Source organism: Methylobacterium sp. WL6 (assembly GCF_008040095.1).
Classification (GTDB): domain Bacteria; phylum Pseudomonadota; class Alphaproteobacteria; order Rhizobiales; family Beijerinckiaceae; genus Methylobacterium.
The window spans coordinates 1-14,237 of the sequence record NZ_VRVH01000031.1; the positions used below are offsets into that span (position 1 = coordinate 1).

At 70.4% G+C, this 14,237-nt stretch carries 14 protein-coding genes, 1 tRNA gene and 2 pseudogenes; 8 read left to right on the forward strand and 9 right to left on the reverse strand.

Translation table 11 applies throughout. The annotated features are described in order from the left end of the window. A pseudogene (locus FV230_RS30630) lies at positions 1–146 on the forward strand (chemotaxis sensory transducer); the annotation flags it as partial. On the opposite strand, the pseudogene FV230_RS30635 reads toward FV230_RS30630, so the two are convergent. Together FV230_RS30635 and FV230_RS07030 are read right to left on the reverse strand one after the other, a co-directional pair. Beyond that, a pseudogene (locus FV230_RS30635) lies at positions 100–270 on the reverse strand (DUF459 domain-containing protein); the annotation flags it as partial. The pseudogenes FV230_RS30630 and FV230_RS30635 overlap by 47 nt on opposite strands. Positions 271–639: 369 nt before the next feature. Continuing rightward, the gene (locus FV230_RS07030) at positions 640–2,250 is read right to left on the reverse strand and encodes a methyl-accepting chemotaxis protein (RefSeq protein ID WP_246694779.1); all 1,611 of its coding nucleotides are present in this window, start codon (positions 2,248–2,250) and stop codon (positions 640–642) included. A 452-nt stretch (positions 2,251–2,702) separates the two neighbouring features. Here FV230_RS07030 and FV230_RS07035 point away from each other — a divergent pair, with 452 nt between their 5' ends. Beyond that, positions 2,703–3,611, forward strand: a complete 909-nt coding sequence (locus FV230_RS07035) for a PAS domain-containing protein (protein WP_187275416.1) — start codon at positions 2,703–2,705, stop codon at positions 3,609–3,611. A gap of 347 nt (positions 3,612–3,958) precedes the next feature. On the opposite strand, the gene FV230_RS07040 is transcribed toward FV230_RS07035, so the two are convergent. Beyond that, positions 3,959–5,182 (reverse strand): lytic murein transglycosylase, encoded by a 1,224-nt coding sequence (locus FV230_RS07040; protein WP_246694780.1) that lies wholly within the window; start codon positions 5,180–5,182, stop codon positions 3,959–3,961. A 4-nt stretch (positions 5,183–5,186) separates the two neighbouring features. After that, positions 5,187–6,179: a UDP-glucose 4-epimerase GalE gene (gene galE / locus FV230_RS07045; RefSeq protein ID WP_147841819.1), complete on the reverse strand. Its 993-nt coding sequence runs from the start codon at positions 6,177–6,179 to the stop codon at positions 5,187–5,189. Between the two features lie 161 nt (positions 6,180–6,340). On the opposite strand from galE, the gene FV230_RS07050 reads away from it, so the two are divergent. After that, a complete protein-coding gene (locus FV230_RS07050) occupies positions 6,341–7,207 on the forward strand; it encodes a UTP--glucose-1-phosphate uridylyltransferase (RefSeq protein ID WP_147841820.1) in 867 nt (288 codons plus the stop codon). Between the two features lie 494 nt (positions 7,208–7,701). On the opposite strand, the gene FV230_RS07055 is transcribed toward FV230_RS07050, so the two are convergent. Next, a complete protein-coding gene (locus FV230_RS07055; RefSeq protein ID WP_147841821.1) occupies positions 7,702–8,604 on the reverse strand; it encodes an N-formylglutamate amidohydrolase in 903 nt (300 codons plus the stop codon). Between the two features lie 213 nt (positions 8,605–8,817). Here FV230_RS07055 and FV230_RS07060 point away from each other — a divergent pair, with 213 nt between their 5' ends. From FV230_RS07060 to FV230_RS07075, 4 genes are all read left to right on the forward strand, one after another. After that, complete coding sequence (locus tag FV230_RS07060; protein ID WP_147727374.1) at positions 8,818–9,174, forward strand: response regulator; 357 nt, start codon at positions 8,818–8,820, stop codon at positions 9,172–9,174. Between the two features lie 86 nt (positions 9,175–9,260). Next, a complete protein-coding gene (gene grxC / locus FV230_RS07065; RefSeq protein ID WP_147727375.1) occupies positions 9,261–9,530 on the forward strand; it encodes a glutaredoxin 3 in 270 nt (89 codons plus the stop codon). After that, a complete protein-coding gene (locus tag FV230_RS07070) occupies positions 9,523–10,380 on the forward strand; it encodes a carbon-nitrogen hydrolase family protein (protein ID WP_147841822.1) in 858 nt (285 codons plus the stop codon). Before grxC ends, FV230_RS07070 begins: the two co-directional genes overlap by 8 nt. 4 nt (positions 10,381–10,384) lie before the next feature. Next, on the forward strand, positions 10,385–10,855 hold the full coding sequence (locus tag FV230_RS07075) for a DUF1178 family protein (RefSeq protein ID WP_147841823.1): 471 nt from the start codon (positions 10,385–10,387) through the stop codon (positions 10,853–10,855). Positions 10,856–10,908: 53 nt separating this feature from the next. Here FV230_RS07075 and FV230_RS07080 read toward each other — a convergent pair whose 3' ends face one another. Beyond that, the gene (locus FV230_RS07080) at positions 10,909–11,397 is read right to left on the reverse strand and encodes a disulfide bond formation protein B (protein ID WP_147841824.1); all 489 of its coding nucleotides are present in this window, start codon (positions 11,395–11,397) and stop codon (positions 10,909–10,911) included. Beyond that, the gene (locus FV230_RS07085; RefSeq protein ID WP_147727379.1) at positions 11,398–11,979 is read right to left on the reverse strand and encodes a YqaA family protein; all 582 of its coding nucleotides are present in this window, start codon (positions 11,977–11,979) and stop codon (positions 11,398–11,400) included. It abuts the gene before it with no gap. A gap of 156 nt (positions 11,980–12,135) precedes the next feature. On the opposite strand from FV230_RS07085, the gene FV230_RS07090 reads away from it, so the two are divergent. Next, positions 12,136–12,220, forward strand: a tRNA-Leu gene (locus tag FV230_RS07090). Between the two features lie 6 nt (positions 12,221–12,226). On the opposite strand, the gene FV230_RS07095 is transcribed toward FV230_RS07090, so the two are convergent. Then, on the reverse strand, positions 12,227–12,919 hold the full coding sequence (locus tag FV230_RS07095; RefSeq protein WP_147841825.1) for a gamma-glutamyl-gamma-aminobutyrate hydrolase family protein: 693 nt from the start codon (positions 12,917–12,919) through the stop codon (positions 12,227–12,229). 64 nt (positions 12,920–12,983) lie between these two features. After that, positions 12,984–14,165, reverse strand: a complete 1,182-nt coding sequence (locus FV230_RS07100) for a ceramide glucosyltransferase (protein ID WP_147841826.1) — start codon at positions 14,163–14,165, stop codon at positions 12,984–12,986. Positions 14,166–14,237: the final 72 nt, after the last annotated feature.

A 14,237-nucleotide genomic window follows, 5' to 3' on the forward strand; every position in this document is an offset into this window, starting at 1 on the left:
CCCGGATCCGCGAGATCAACGCGGTGGCCGCAACGATCGCGGCGGCCGTCGAGGAGCAGGGAGCGGCGACCCAGGAGATCGTGCGCAACGTCGCACAGGCCTCGGCCGGTCTTCCCACGGCCAATAGAACTGGCGCTGCTCGGGCTCCGGCGCGGCGCGGCGCGGCGCGCGGGCATAGCCGTCGTCCTCGCGGTAATAGGCGTCGCGGCCGCGTCGGCGCGGCTGGTCGTAGCTGTCGCCCCACTGCGCCTCGGCCGGCGACGGCGGCAGGAGGACGAGCGGAAGCGCGAGGCCGGCCCCGAGCGCCAGAACGAGGCGGCGCGCCTTGGCGGCTGCCGCGTCGGCTCGGTTTGTCGCGTCGCGTCTCATGCGCCCTCCGGTGCCGCGGGTCTCGACCCGCGGGCGACCATAGCGGAGCGGCCGCGCCGCGTCTAAGAGCCTCCCGCAAAACCTCCCGAGCGCCTTCGGTCTCCAGTGCCAGGCATGACGCGACGGCGGTCCTGCGACGGATGACGGGCGGCCATTCGACCCTGAAAGCGTCGGTCTTCCGACGATCGTTCGTCCCCCTCATCCTTCGCAGCCGCCGAAGCGCCACCGCGAGGATGAGGGAAACGGGCCGACGAACGCCTCGACGGGGTTTCAGGCGGCGCGGACGGTGGCCAGGAAGTGCGCGACCTCTGCGCCGAGGCGTTCGGATTGGCGCGACAGCTCGGAACTCGACGCCAGGACCTGGGTCGCGGCGGCGCCCGTGTCCTCCGACGCGCGCGCCACGCCCGCGATGTGGGCCGTGACCTCGCTCGCACCGGCCGAGGCCTGTGCGACGTTGCGCACGATCTCCTGGGTCGCCGCTCCCTGCTCCTCGACGGCCGCCGCGATCGTTGCGGCCACCGCGTTGATCTCGCGGATCCGGGTCGTGATGCCGCCGATCGCGCTCACGGCCTGATCGGTCACGTGTTGCACGTGCCCGATGCGCTGGCTGATCTCCTCGGTGGCCTTGGCCGTCTGGCCGGCCAACTCCTTCACCTCCGTCGCGACGACCGCGAAGCCGCGGCCAGCCTCACCGGCACGCGCGGCCTCGATCGTGGCGTTCAGGGCGAGCAGGTTGGTCTGCGAGGCGATGTTGGAGATCATCCCGACCATGGCCCCGATCTGCTCGGCGGCGTGGCTGAGCTCCTGCACCAGCCGCGCCGTCTGATCGGCGTCCACCACGGCGGCTCGCGCCAGCTCGGACGAGCTGGACATCTGCCGTCCGATCTCCTGCACCGAGGATCCGAGTTGCTCGGCGGCGATGGCCACCGTGCTCACGTTGTCCGCCGCCTGCGTGGCCGCCGTTGCCACGATGCCCGACTGCGCCGCCGTGTCGCCGGCGGTCGCGGTCATCTGCTGGGCCGTCGCCTGCAGCTCGGTGGCCGCCGACGAGACCTGCCCGACGATGCCGCCGACGGCCGCTTCGAAGGCGTCGGCCATCTGCCGCATCCCGGCCTGGCGCTGCCGCTCCGCCTCCAGCCGCCCCTGGGACATCTCCTCCTCCAAAGCCTGCGTGCGGATCAGGTTCTCCTTGAACACCTGCACCGAGACGGCCATCGCCCCCAGCTCGTCGCCGCGCCGGGTCGCGGGCACCTCGGCCGCCGTGTCGCCCCGCGCGATGGCGCTCACGCAGGCGGCGAGCTGGTGGATCGGGCGGCCGATCGAGAGGGCCGAGAACACGGCCGAGCCGATCAGGACGAGGATGACGGTGCCGCCGATGGCGAGCCCGATCCGGTTGGCGGACTCGGCGGTCGCGACCGTGTTCCGCCGCGCCTCGTCCGCGAAGCGCTGGGCATTGGCGACCGATTCCGTTCCCGCCTCGTTCAAAAGCGTGTTCACGCGCTGCTGCTCGGCGACGATCTGCGACAGCCTGTTCCCGTCGACGGACCGCGCGCCATTCTCGAAGCGGATGACGTCGGCCAGCGATGCCGCGAGGTCGGCATAGGTGACGAGATTCGTCCGAAGGTCCTGAAGAACGCCCGGGATCAGCGCGATCCGGATCGGCTCGTCGAGCGCCGCTGCGCCGGTAGCCTTGCCGGCGCGGATGCGCTCGGCGACGCGGGCGACCTGCTCGGTGGTTTCCGCGGTGCGGATGTCGCCGACCGCCGCTTGAAGCTCCGCGTGCGAGAGGCGGGTCTGCTGGATGCCTGCAAGGATGATCTGCTCGCGTCCGGCCGCGGCGTTCGCGTCGATGATATGCTGGGCGCTGATCCACTGGTTCATGACGAGGGCCGTGGCGAGCAGGACTCCGATTACGCCCGAAGCACCAAGTTTCTTTCCGATCGTCCAACGCATGATGACAAATCCCCCGAATTCTTGAGAACATCAACAATCCGGACGACAGACCTGCGACGCGACATCGTGACGACCATCACGGACGTCTCGGAAGATAGAAGAATTTCATGGATGCATGATTGACCACACGTCTCACATTGCGCGTTTCCGGCTTGCGAACGACACCGTCCGAGAGCGCAAACCGCTCGGTTCGACTCCGAGCGATGAATAAAAGAGCGATATGCACTCTTTCGCCCCGGCTCGACGTTGCGTTCCGACGGAGCGTCTGGCCAAGTCGGGCGATGCCCGCCCGACGCCGTGCATCCTCCTACCAGTTGCTCAACCTACTCGAGGCGACCGGCCAGGTCGGCGTCTGGTCCCTTAACCTGCGGACCGGCGAAATGAGCGGCTCGCTGGGCCTCGCCCACATCACCGGCCTGCCTTCGGACGAGAGCCTCCTCGGCCTGCTCGACCGACTTCTCCACCCGGACGATCGCGAAGCTCTCGGCGAGCTGTTCGACATGCTCTACAGCGGCCGGGCGATCGACCGCACGGTCCGGCTTGTGCGTCCCGACCACACCGTGCGCTGGGTTTCGGTCAAGGCCCAGATCGTTCTCGACGACGCCCATCGGCCGATGCGTGCCGAGGGCATCGCCTTCGACGTGACCGGCCCGCACGAGGCGCGTCTGCTCGCCGAGCAGAGCACCGCACGCTATCGCGGCCTCGTTCATGCCATCGCGGCCGTGGTCTGGACGACGGCTCCGGATGGGAAGGCGCGGCCAAGCCCGACATGGCAGGTCCTGACCGGGCAGACGGGCCCGGAGATGCAGGGCGACGGTTGGCTCGCCGCGATCCACCCGGAGGATCGGGCACGGATCGAGACGGCATGGCGAACGGCGATGGAGCACGGCACGCCTTACGAGGCGGATCACCGCGTTCTCTGCGCGGACGGCACGGTCCATTGGTACAGCAACCACACCATACCCCTCCACGATGCCGATGGTTCGGTGCGCGAGTGGATCGGGATCATGCAGAAGATGCCGCCCAGCGGTCGATTCTCGTCGCCTGAGATCACCGGGACGCTCGTGCGCGGAGCCCGCGCGATGCTGCGCTGGTCCGTCGTGGATCTGGCTCGGGCCGCCGGCGTCTCGGTCTCGAGCATCCGGCGCCTGGAGGAGGAGGTCGGGACGGTGCAGCCGCGAACCCGCTTGGCGATGCGTCGAGCCCTGGAAGGCGCCGGCATCGATTTCATCGGGACCCTCGACGGCATGACGGGGGTGATCTTGACCAGGGATCGGCGTGGCGCCTGATCGTGTGGATCTCGAGCCGACGCGCCGTCGGGGCCGGCGATCGATGATGCCGCGCCCTTGGCGGCCGGCATCGCCGGACGGTTCGACGTCATGCCCGCTCGGATCGGACGTGTATTGAGAGCGCCTTCAGGCGAGGTGGATGCCGGCTCGCGCGAAGCGCGGTCGACGATGCAACACGCGGGCGCCCCTCATAAAACGCCCGATCATCGGAGCCTCCTCCTGTGTCCAGGACGGCGCGACGGACGTTTAGGACGGCTGTCATGCCGGATCGCATAGACCGGAATCCCTGAGGCCCGGCGGAACGCCGCCGCCGTGCGGCGCGAGGTCCGGGCCTCGACGGGTCGGCCTCAGCGCGGCCTGGCGTCGATCCGGCCCGCGAGACGGTCGCGCAGGGCGGGCGTGGCGTAGCCGTCGGCGGTCAGGCCTTCGCGGATCTGGTAGCGCCGGATCGCCTCGCGCAGCTTCGGCCCGGCGCGGCCGTCGGCCTCGCCGGCATAGAGGCCCTGCGCGGCGAGGCCCGTCTGCAAGGCCTGAAGGCCGGCCTTGTCGAGGCGGGACGCCGCGCTCGGCCAGGGTGCGACGAGGGGCGGCCCGCCGGCCAGGCGGTCGGCGAGATGGCCGACCGCCAGCGCGTAGGAATCCGAGGTGTTGTAGCCGCGGATCACCTCGAAGTTGTCGGTGATCAGGAAGGCCGGCCCGCCGGCGCCGCCGGGCAGGAACACGGACGCTCCGCCCTTGTCCGGCAACGGGCCGCCATCGATCCGGCTGACGCCGCGGCGCGAGAATTCAGGCAGGTCCGCGGCGTAGCGCGTCAGGTCGAAGCCCTCGGGCAGGCGGACGGCGTAGCCCCACGCGATCGCGGGATTCCAGCCGAGGTCCTTGAGGTAGGCGGCGATCGAGGCGAGGGAATCGGCGTCGCTCGCCCAGATGTCGCTGCGGCCGTCCCCGTCGAAGTCGACCGCGTGCGTCAGGAACGTCGAGGGCAGGAACTGCACCTGTCCCATCGCGCCGGCCCAGCTGCCCAGCATCCGGTCCGGCGCGACGTCGCCGCGCTGCTGGATCGCGAGGGCGGCGAGCAACTCGTCGCGAAACAGCGTGCCGCGGTGCCGGGCGGCGGCGAGCGTCGCCAGCGCGCGGATCGTCGGCACCGAACCGCCGCTAGCGCCGAAATCCGACTCGATGCCCCAGATCGCGAGGAGCACCGAGGCCGGAACGCCGTAGCGCGCCTCGATCGCCGGGAGGGTCGGCCCGAGCGCCGCTCCACGGGCCCGGCCGCGGGCGATCCGCGCCGGCGAGACCGCCCCGACGAGATAGTCCCACACCGGCCGCCCGAACTCGCTCTGCCCCTTGATGCGGGCGAGCACCGCGGGGTCGGGCACGACGCCGCGGAACGCCGCATCGAAGGTCGCCGGCGCGATCCCCTTAGCGAGCGCATCCGCGCGGAGAGCCGCGACGAAGCTGGGGAACGCGCCCGCTCGGCCGGCTTGCCCGACGGCGGCAGGCTCGGCGAGGGAGCCGCCCGGAGCGGCAGAAAAGCAGAGGGCGAGGAGCGCGGCGCGGATCGGGCGCACGGCCTCAGTGCCGGTTGCGCTTGGGCAGGGCGTCTTCCCAGTCGAGCGCTTGGCGCACGATCGCGTCGAGGTCATCGTGCTTCGGGCGCCAGCCAAGCTGCTCGCGGATCCGCGACGCCTCGGCGACGATCCGCGCCGGATCGCCGGGGCGGCGGGGCGAGAGGCGCACCGGGAAGTCGCGACCGGAGACGCGCTTCACCGTGTCGATCACCTCGAGCACCGAATAGCCGGTGCCGTAGCCGCAATTCAGCGTCAGGCTCTCGCCGCCGGCGCGCAGGTGGTCGAGGGCGACCTGGTGCGCCTCGGCGAGATCGGAGACCTGGATGTAGTCGCGCAGGCACGATCCGTCCGGCGTCGGGTAGTCGGTGCCGAACACCTCGAGATGCGGGCGCTGGCCGAGGGCCGCCTGCGTCGCGACCTTGATCAGGTGGGTGGCGTTCGGCGTGGACTGCCCGGTGCGCCCGCGCGGGTCGGCACCGGCGACGTTGAAGTAGCGCAGGATGACGTAGCTGAAGCCGTGCGCGGCCGCTGCGTCGCGGATCATCCACTCGCTCATCAGCTTTGAGCGGCCGTAGGGGTTGATCGGGTTGGTCGCGAGGTCCTCCGGCACCGGCACGGTCTCCGGCTCGCCGTAGACCGCGGCGGTCGAGGAGAAGATGATGTGCTTCACGCCGGTGCGCACCGCGGTCTCGATCAGCGCGCGCGTCTTCACCGTGTTGGCGAGATAGTAGTGCAGCGGGTCGGCGACCGAGTCCGGCACGACGATGCGGGCGGCGAAATGGGCGATCGCGTCGACGCGGTTCTGCAGGATCGTCTCGGTGACGAGGCCGGGGTCGCCGACGTCGCCGCGCACGAGCTTCACCTCCGGCGGCAGGGCCCAGTCGAACCCGGTGGAGAGGTCGTCGAGGACGACCGTCTCCTCCCGCCCGGCATCCTGCAGGGCGAGAACCATGTGACTGCCGATATAACCGGCACCACCCGTGACCAGAACCGCCATCGTTGCCCCTGAAAGAAACCGCGCCAACCAGCAAGCGGAAGCTTGCTTTTAACCGATAATGCTCAATCGTGCCGCGCAACGGCGCGAAGCCGTCCGCTTGCCGTGCTAGTGTTGCCCGGAACGCCCGGCCCGTCCAACTCCCACGTTTGGGTTTTTGCTCGATGAAACCGATCCGAAAGGCCGTCCTCCCCGTCGCGGGCCTCGGCACCCGCTTCCTGCCGGCCACCAAGGCCGTCCCGAAAGAGATGCTGACGGTGGTCGACCGGCCGGTCGTCCAGCACGTGGTCGACGAGGCGCGGGAAGCCGGCATCGAGCACTTCATCTTCGTCACCGGCCGCGGCAAGGCGGTGATCGAGGACCATTTCGACATCGCGTTCGAGCTCGACCGGATGCTGCAGGAGCGCGGCAAGATCGCGGCCTACGAGGAGCTGAAGCGTGACCTGCCGGCCGCCGGCCAGACCAGCTTCACCCGTCAGCAGGCGCCGCTCGGCCTCGGCCACGCGGTGTGGTGCGCCCGCGAGATCGTCGGCGACGAGCCCTTCGCCGTGCTGCTGCCGGACATGCTCAGCCGCGGCTGCATGGGCCAGATGCTCGCCGCCTACGAGCGCCACGGCGGCAACGTCGTCGCCGTCGAGGAGGTCGCGCCGGAGGAGACGCATCAGTACGGCATCGTCAGCGTCGGCGAGACCTTCGGTCAGACCTTCGAGGTCACCGGCATGGTCGAGAAGCCGAAGCAGGGCACCGCGCCTTCGAACTTCATCATCTCGGGCCGCTACATCCTCCAGCCGGAGATCTTCGGCATCCTCGAGCATGGCGAGAAGGGCGCGGGCGGCGAGATCCAGCTCACCGACGCGATGATCAAGCTGATGGCCGAGCAGGACTTCTTCGGTATGAACTACGAAGGCCGCACCTACGACACCGGCTCCAAGCTCGGCTTCCTCACCGCCAACATCGCCTACGCGCTCGACCGCAAGGATCTGGCCGGCCCGCTCAAGGCCGAGATCGCGAAGCTCCTGGCGGACGGTTAGGCGGCTGCGGACGTGCAGCCGGAGCGGGCGGGGTATGCGCAACCGGTAGGGGTATTCCGCTTGCGTTTTGTGCGCCGCAATTTACTTTGTGCATTGCGGGATCGCGATGGCGTCGCGGTCCGGCAGCCCTTCTTGGGCGTTTCCTCCCTAGACTTCGGGCCGCTCCTTCGGGGGTGGCCTTTTTTCTTGGTCGCAGGACGGCCCGACGTGTCTGGTCGGGCCCGGGGTCATCGGTTTCACGCAACCACGGTTCTGCACGCTCCCCGGCATCCCGGGGCGCCGAAGGCGAATCCGGGACCCGGAACCGCAGATCGTTCTCGATCCTGCCGTCGTCGGCGGCTCTGGATCCCGGGTTCCGCTGCGCGGACCCGGGATGACGGGGACGGGCTGACCGGCCATGCCCGCTCGCGGGCGAGGATTGCCGAAGAACGACCGGCAACCTCGGAAGGACCTGCGGCGCCCTGCGCCCGATCCGACGAGGGGCCGTTATCGGCCTATTCGGCGGCGATGCCGATCGGCGTCTCCGAGCCGAGGTCGTCGGCGACCTCGACGATCGCCTCGCCGAGCGTCTTGGCCAAGTCGAAGAAGCCGGGCGTGATCGCGAGGCTCGCCTCGTTCATGTAGAGGGCGCGGTTGATCTCGATCTGCAGCGCGTGCCGGCCGATGTTCGGCTCGCCATAATGCTCGGTGATGAAGCCCCCGGCATAGGGCTTGTTGCGTACCACCTTGTAACCGCGGGCGCGGAAGGCCGCCTCGAAAGCGTCGATCAGCGCCGGGTCGCAGGCGGTGCCGAAGCGGTCGCCGAGCACGAAGTCCGCCCGCGCATCGTGATCGCGCCCCAGGCTCGACGACGGCATCGAGTGGCAGTCGATCAGCATGCAGCGCCCGAATTCCCGCACCGTGCGCAGGATCAAGCCGCGCAAAGCCCGATGATACGGCTTGTACAGCCCGTCGATGCGCGCCACCGCCTCGTCCACCGGCATGCGCGCGGCATAGATCTCCTGCCCGTCCGAGACGACGCGCGGCACCGTGCCGAGGCCGCCGGCGACGCGCATCGAGCGCGTGTTGGCGAAGGGCGGCAGGCGGCCCTCGAACATCCGCGGGTCGAGCTCGTAGGGCTCGCGGTTCACGTCGAGATAGGCGCGCGGGAAATTGCAGCGCAGCAGCGGCGCGCCGAGCTCGACCACCTGGGCGAACAGCCGGTCGACATGCGCGTCCTCCGACCGGCGCAGCGACAGCGCGTCGAGCCGCGAGGCCTTCAGGAAGCTGTCCGGGTAGACCGACCCGGAATGGCCGGTGTTGAACACGAACGGCAGCGTGTGCCGCGTCGGCTCGTCCACGGCGAAGGCGGGCGAGAAGCCGAAGGCGTCTGTCTGATGCGGAAAGGGGAGCGTCATCGGCGGGGAGGCGCACCGTCGGGAATGGGAACGGCCAACGTCAAGGCCGCACTGTGGGGCGGCGGCGGCGGCCTGTCCACCGTGCCGGCGGGCTCCGGCATGGCCGCGCGGTGCGGCCTGTCACCTCGCAGGGGCAGCAAATCCTAACGTCTTGTTTACCGTTGGCTCCCTTTATGAAAAGAACGTTGCGATTCGAGGGTCCGGAACCGTCCGATGAAAATTCTCTTGGCGGAAGACGACAACGACATGCGCCGGTTCCTGGCCAAGGCGTTGCAGAATGCCGGGTTCGACGTGCTGTCGTTCGACAACGGCCTGTCGGCCTACAATCGCCTGCGCGAAGAGCCGTTCGAGCTGCTGCTGACCGACATCGTGATGCCTGAGATGGACGGGATCGAGCTCGCCCGTCGGGCGACCGAACTCGACCCGGACATCAAGGTGATGTTCATCACGGGCTTCGCCGCCGTGGCGCTCAACCCGGATTCGAAGGCTCCCAAGGACGCGAAGGTCCTGTCGAAGCCGTTCCACCTGCGCGATTTGGTCAACGAGGTCGAGAAGCTGCTCGCCGCTTGAGGCGGCCGGCGTGACGTTCCGGCCATAGGCGATCGGGACCGCCGACCCCTATATGGTCGTGTCATCCGCGGGACGCGAACACGCCCATGAATCCGGTTACGATCTACACGACGGCGTGGTGCCCCTACTGCTCGGCGGCCAAGAGCCTGCTCAAGGAGAAGGGCGTCGCATTCCGTGAAATCGACGTCGAGAAGACGCCCCCCGAGCGCGCCACCATGATGGCGCGCGCGGGCGGACGCACCAGCGTGCCGCAGATCTTCATCGGCGAGACCCATGTCGGCGGCTGCGACGATCTCTACGCCCTCGACAAGGCCGGCAAGCTCGATGCGCTGCTGAAGGCCTCCGCGAATGCCTGAGACCCGCTTCGTCGCCGCCTGCGTGCAGATGCGCTCGGGTCGCGACCCGGGCGCGAACCGCGACGCGGCGGTGGCCGGCGTGCGGGAGGCGGCATCGCGCGGCGCGCAGTTCGTCCAGACCCCGGAGATGACCTCGCTGGTCGAGCGCGACCGCGCACGGCTCTTCGCGGTGGTGCGCGGCCAGGACGAGGACGAGACGCTGGCCGCGCTCCGCGACGCGGCACGCGAGACCGGGACGGTGGTGCAGATCGGCTCCCTCGCGATCCGCGCCGGCGAGAAGATCGCCAACCGCGCCTTCCTGATCGGTGCGGACGGCGCGATCGTCGCGGCCTACGACAAGCTGCACCTGTTCGACGTCGACCTGCCGAGCGGCGAGCGCTGGCGGGAATCCTCGACCTATACAGGCGGTGCCTGCGCCGTCGTCGCGCCGACGCCGTGGGCCGAGATCGGGCTCGGCATCTGCTACGACATCCGCTTCCCCGCCCTCTACCGGGCGCTCGCCGAGGCCGGCGCCTCGGTGCTGACGGCGCCGGCGTGCTTCACCCGGCAGACCGGCGAGGCGCATTGGCACGTGCTGCACCGGGCGCGCGCGATCGAGACCGGGTCGTTCATGATCTCGGCCGCCCAGGGCGGGACGCACGAGGACGGTCGCGAGACCTACGGGCATTCGCTCATCGTCGATCCGTGGGGCCGGGTGCTGGCCGATGCCGGCGGCGCCGAACCCGGCGTGATCCTGGCCGAGATCGACCTTTCCGCGGTCGCGGATGCGCGCGCGCGAATCCCCTCGCTGCAACATGGACGCCCGTTCACGGTCGAGCGGGTCGGCTCCCCAGGAACCGCCCCGTCGTGACGGCATGATCCGGTACAGTCTCGTCTGCGAGGCCGGGCACGGCTTCGAGAGCTGGTTTCCCTCGTCCGAGTCCTTCGACGCGCAGGCGGCGCGCAGCCTCGTGACCTGCCCGGTCTGCGACACGCCGCGGGTGGTGAAGGGCCTGATGGCGCCGAGCCTCGCCCGCACCGACCGCGGGCGCCCGGTGGGCGGCGCGGACGCGGATCTGCCCGTGCCCGTCGCACCCGCCCCGGTGCCGATGATCGCCGAGCCGGAGCGGCGCATCCGCGAGATGCTGCGGAGCCTGCGCGAGCACGTCGTCGCATCGGCCGAGCATGTCGGGACGCGGTTCCCGGAGGAAGCGCGCAAGATCCATTACGGCGAGACGCGGGAGCGCGCGATCTACGGGCAGGCCAGCCCGGACGAGGCCCGCGCGCTGATCGACGAGGGCATCGACGTCGCACCCCTGCCGCCGATGCCCGACGATCGCAACTGATCGATCGCGCGGTCGAAGCGGCCGGGCGTTCGGAAGCGATCGCGTCGGATCGCTCAGGGCTTCGCTGCGGCCGTGCCGGCGATGCCGGCGAGCACGAAGGCGATGACCGCGTTCCAACCGGCGAGCGAGACGCCGAGCACCCGCATCGCCGCGGTCGAGCAGTCGACGACCTTCGTCGTCTGCAACGCGTTCAGAAAATCGCCGACGGCCGCCGGGTTCGCGCCCGTGCCGCCGCCGCAATCGGTCGGGCCCGGCCAGAACCCCCACTCCGCGCCAGCGTGGTAGGCGCCGAGCCCGGCGCCGTAGAGCAGGCCGCCCGCGGCCAGCCCGAGGGCGAGGCGCGAGAGCCGCTCGGGCAGGAACAGCGCGAGGACGGCGAGCGGCACCGCCGCGTAGTAGGGCAGGCGCTCGGTCAGGCAGAGCTTGCACGGTGCGTAGCCGTAGCCGAACTGCAGCACCAGGGCGGCGCCGACCGTGAGGATCGAGCCGATCAGGACGGCGAGCGCGGCGCGGCGCAGGCGCAGCAGGGCGGCGTAGCTCATCTAGAGGATCACCTTGAACAGGACGAAGCCGAGGACGATCACCGCGACCGAGATCGCGACGACCGCGTTGAGATGGCGGTCGAGCACGCCGCGGATCTGGACGCCGTAGCGCCCGAGCAGCCCGGCGAGGATGAAGAAACGCGCGCCGCGGGTGACGATCGACAGCAGCGTGAACCAGAACAGGCTGTAATGGGCGAAGCCCGAGGTGATGGTCACGAGCTTGTAGGGGATCGGCGTCAGCCCCTTGAGCAGGATCACCCAGTGCCCGTACTCGGCATAGGATTGCTGGAAGGTCGCCGCCTTGTCCTGCAGGCCGTAGAGCCGGATCAGCCAGGTTCCGAGCGAATCGAACAGCAGCGCGCCGATGGCGTAGCCGACGAGGCCGCCGAGCACCGAGCCGACCGTGGCGATCAGCGCGTAGAACCACACCCGGTCGGGCCGGCTCACCGCCATCGGCACCAGCATCGCATCGGGCGGGACCGGGAAGAAGGAGCTCTCGGCGAACGCCACGGCGCCCAGGACGTAGGGCGCGGAGGGCTTGCCCGAAAGTGCGAGTATCCACTCGTAGAGGCGGCGGATCATCGGGCCTGTCTGTGCATCGGGTTCCTCGGGGCAGGGCGCCCTTTGAGCACAGCCGGCCCGACCGCACCAGCGTGCCGGCGATCCGCCGCACGCCGTGCGCGACCCCGGGAAAGGGCTTGGCCCGGCCACGGGACCTGTGCGAAAAGGCTCCCCGTCGCGGGTATGGTGGAACTGGTAGACGCGGGCGACTCAAAATCGCCAGCCGCAAGGCGTGGGGGTTCGATTCCCTCTACCCGCACCAACCTTCTCATTCCTGCTCCAGGAATCGTCGGATCCAGCCAGCCACCCGGTGCCGGTCGTCCGGTGCGTCGAGCGAGGCGAGCGCCGCTTGCGCCCGCTCCGGATCGTCCTGCGCATCGGCATGGCCGGCGATCAGGGCGCGGGTGTAGTCGGGCTCGAATTCCGGGTGGAACTGCACCGACAGCGCGGCGCGGTCCCGGTATTCCAGCATCGCGTAGGGCGTGAAGGCGCTCGACGCGAGCACGCGGGTCGCGGGCGGGGCCACGACGACCTGATCCTGATGGAACGCCGCCACCGCGATCCGCGTCGCGTCGTCCATGAACGGCGCCCGCTCCGTCACCGCGTAGCCGTGCAGGCCGAGGGCGCGCCCCTTCTCCGAACGGATCGCGCGGCCGCCATAGGCCTCCGCCATCACCTGATGCCCGAAGCAGATGCCGACGAGGCGCTTCTCCGGCGGGAGCGCGCGCAGGGCCGTGATCAGCGGCGCGATCCACGGCAGCGGATCGTAGACGCCGGCCGCCGAGCCGGTGACGGCGTAGCCGTCGAACGCCTGCCAATCGGTGGGCATCCGTCCTGCGCGGACATCGAAGATCGTGCTGTCGTGCGCCGGCCCGATCATCCGAGCCGTCATCGCGCCGTAGGAGGGGAAGCGGTCGAGCCGCGCCGGCGGCGATCCGGCTTCGAGGATGGCGATGCGCACGTGACCGACCGCTGCTGATGATCCGCGACCGGCATCGCGCCGTTCGCGCCGCGATGCAACCGGGTCAGGCGGGGCGCGCCGTCCGCCCGACCCGTCGCGGCCGGACGACGGGCTTGAGGCGGATGTCCATGGCGTTGCCGCGCCAGACGATCGCGCGATGGGTCCAGGCCGCGCACCAGACCAGCGGGATCAGCGCGTCGCGCAGAACGAAGGCGAGGAGCAGGCGGGGGGCGTGGAACCAGTGGGCGCGCGTCGCCAGCCGGAGCTCGGCGGCGTAGCCCAGAGCTGCGAGAGCGGCGAGGCCGGCCGCCGCCGTCCAGGTTCCGGCCAGGAGCCCTGCGAGCAGGAACGGCAGCAGCGTGCCGCTGGCGATCTCGGGCGCGAAGAACAGCGGGAACGTCACCCGGCGCAGGCGCGCCCAGCGGATCTGGCGGGACCAGACCTCGGACGCCCTGCGGCGCCCCAGCGGCTGCTCGAACGGCGCCGCGACGAGGTGGACGCGGCGGCCGGCCGCGCGCACCAGCTTCGTCGCCGCCGCGTCCTCGGCGATCTCGGCGGCCAGCGCCCGGATGCCGCCCTGCGCCTCGAGGAACGGGCGATGCCAGAGCATGCTCTTGCCCTGCGCGAAGCCGAGCCCCACCGCCTCGCCGGCATATTGCCAGCGCGCCTGGAGGGTGTTGAGGAAGGCGCACTCGACCGCGGCCCAGATCCCGTCCGGCCGTGCGCCGATCGGCGTCGAGCAGACGAGGCCGGTGTCGGCGCGCCACGCCGCCTGCATCCGCTGCAGGTAGTCCGCCGGCATCAGCACGTTCGAGTCGGCGATGACGATCCAATCGTGTCGCGCCGCCTCCCAGCCCCGCACGCAGTTGTTGAGCTTCGGGTTGTCGCTGATGCGCTCGTCGCCGATCAGGATGCGGGCCGGCACCTGCGGATGTGCCGCGACCAGGCGGCGGACCAGCGGCAGCACCGGGTCGGCGGCATCGGCGACGCAGAACAGGATCTCGTAGGCCGGGTGGTCGAGCGCGAAGCCGCGGGCGAGGGTCTCTTCGCTGAAGGTCTCGAGGCCGCAGACCGGGCGCACCAGGGAGATCGGTGCGCCGGCGGGGAACGTGGTCTCGCCGGGCGAACGGCCGATCCGCCGACCCGCCACGATCAGGCTCGCGAGGTGGACGATCGTCAGGAGCGCGCACGGCGCGAGGGCGAGCGCGGTGCCGTCGAGGGCCGGTAAGGTGCTGGCGAGACCCATGCGGCACGCATCTCCGAACCGGCCTGTCCCGCGGCGTGCGGCCGCGCCGGCGGACTGCCCCTAACAGGGTGC

Coding starts and splice junctions, on each gene's coding strand:
- FV230_RS07030 (WP_246694779.1), bottom strand. CDS start 2,250: ATGAACCAGTGGATCAGCGCCCAGCATATCATCGACGCGAACGCCGCG.
- FV230_RS07035 (WP_187275416.1), top strand. CDS start 2,703: ATGAGCGGCTCGCTGGGCCTCGCCCACATCACCGGCCTGCCTTCGGAC.
- galE (WP_147841819.1), bottom strand. CDS start 6,179: ATGGCGGTTCTGGTCACGGGTGGTGCCGGTTATATCGGCAGTCACATG.
- FV230_RS07050 (WP_147841820.1), top strand. CDS start 6,341: ATGAAACCGATCCGAAAGGCCGTCCTCCCCGTCGCGGGCCTCGGCACC.
- FV230_RS07055 (WP_147841821.1), bottom strand. CDS start 8,604: ATGACGCTCCCCTTTCCGCATCAGACAGACGCCTTCGGCTTCTCGCCC.
- FV230_RS07060 (WP_147727374.1), top strand. CDS start 8,818: ATGAAAATTCTCTTGGCGGAAGACGACAACGACATGCGCCGGTTCCTG.
- grxC (WP_147727375.1), top strand. CDS start 9,261: ATGAATCCGGTTACGATCTACACGACGGCGTGGTGCCCCTACTGCTCG.
- FV230_RS07070 (WP_147841822.1), top strand. CDS start 9,523: ATGCCTGAGACCCGCTTCGTCGCCGCCTGCGTGCAGATGCGCTCGGGT.
- FV230_RS07075 (WP_147841823.1), top strand. CDS start 10,385: ATGATCCGGTACAGTCTCGTCTGCGAGGCCGGGCACGGCTTCGAGAGC.
- FV230_RS07080 (WP_147841824.1), bottom strand. CDS start 11,397: ATGAGCTACGCCGCCCTGCTGCGCCTGCGCCGCGCCGCGCTCGCCGTC.
- FV230_RS07085 (WP_147727379.1), bottom strand. CDS start 11,979: ATGATCCGCCGCCTCTACGAGTGGATACTCGCACTTTCGGGCAAGCCC.
- FV230_RS07100 (WP_147841826.1), bottom strand. CDS start 14,165: ATGGGTCTCGCCAGCACCTTACCGGCCCTCGACGGCACCGCGCTCGCC.